The organism is Mesorhizobium sp. M7A.F.Ca.ET.027.02.1.1 (assembly GCF_004022985.1).
Classification (GTDB): Bacteria; Pseudomonadota; Alphaproteobacteria; order Rhizobiales; family Rhizobiaceae; genus Mesorhizobium.
In genome coordinates this window covers 1-512 of sequence record NZ_RZOL01000912.1, presented here as the reverse complement: position 1 = coordinate 512, position 512 = coordinate 1, and the positions used below count along the sequence as shown (strand labels likewise).

The window sequence follows — 512 nt, the reverse complement described above, 5'->3', positions numbered from 1 at the left end:
ACGTCATCCGCCACGCCCGCGACCTCGGCTTCGCCGTCGAGGACATCCGCTCCCTGATCGAGTTGAGCGGCCACCCCGAGCAGCCCTGCGGCCACGCCGACAAGATCGCCGAGGAGCAACTGATCTCGGTGAGGGAAAAGATTGCCCAGTTGAAGCGGCTCGAGGCCGAGCTCGAACGCATCGCCACGTGCTGCAATGGCCAGACGGTCGGCGACTGCTACGTCATCCGCGCGCTGTCGGATCATGCGCTGTGCGCCGATGAGCATGATTGAGAGGTTCGAAGGACAAGCTTACGCGTCAAAGTCGGCGCCGCCCCTCATCTGGCTGCCGCCATCTTCTCCCCGTAAACGGGGCGAAGGACGCTGTCATCAATGGTTTCGCCAATCGCCAACGTTGCAGAGATGGCACCGAGGTCGCGACCAGCCCCTTCTCCCCGTTTACGGGGAGAAGATGCCGGCAGGCAGATGAGGGGCGGCGGGGAGTTCGAAATGAGGGGGTGAACTCAATCCGAC

Annotated in this window: 1 protein-coding gene; it reads left to right on the top strand. The window is 63.5% G+C overall.

Annotated features, from left to right (window positions below; translation table 11 throughout):
* Positions 1 to 272 (top strand): MerR family DNA-binding protein (locus EN749_RS36965; RefSeq protein WP_148674730.1); only part of this gene is annotated, 272 nt, incomplete at its 5' end.
* Between the last annotated feature and the right edge of the window lie 240 nt (positions 273 to 512).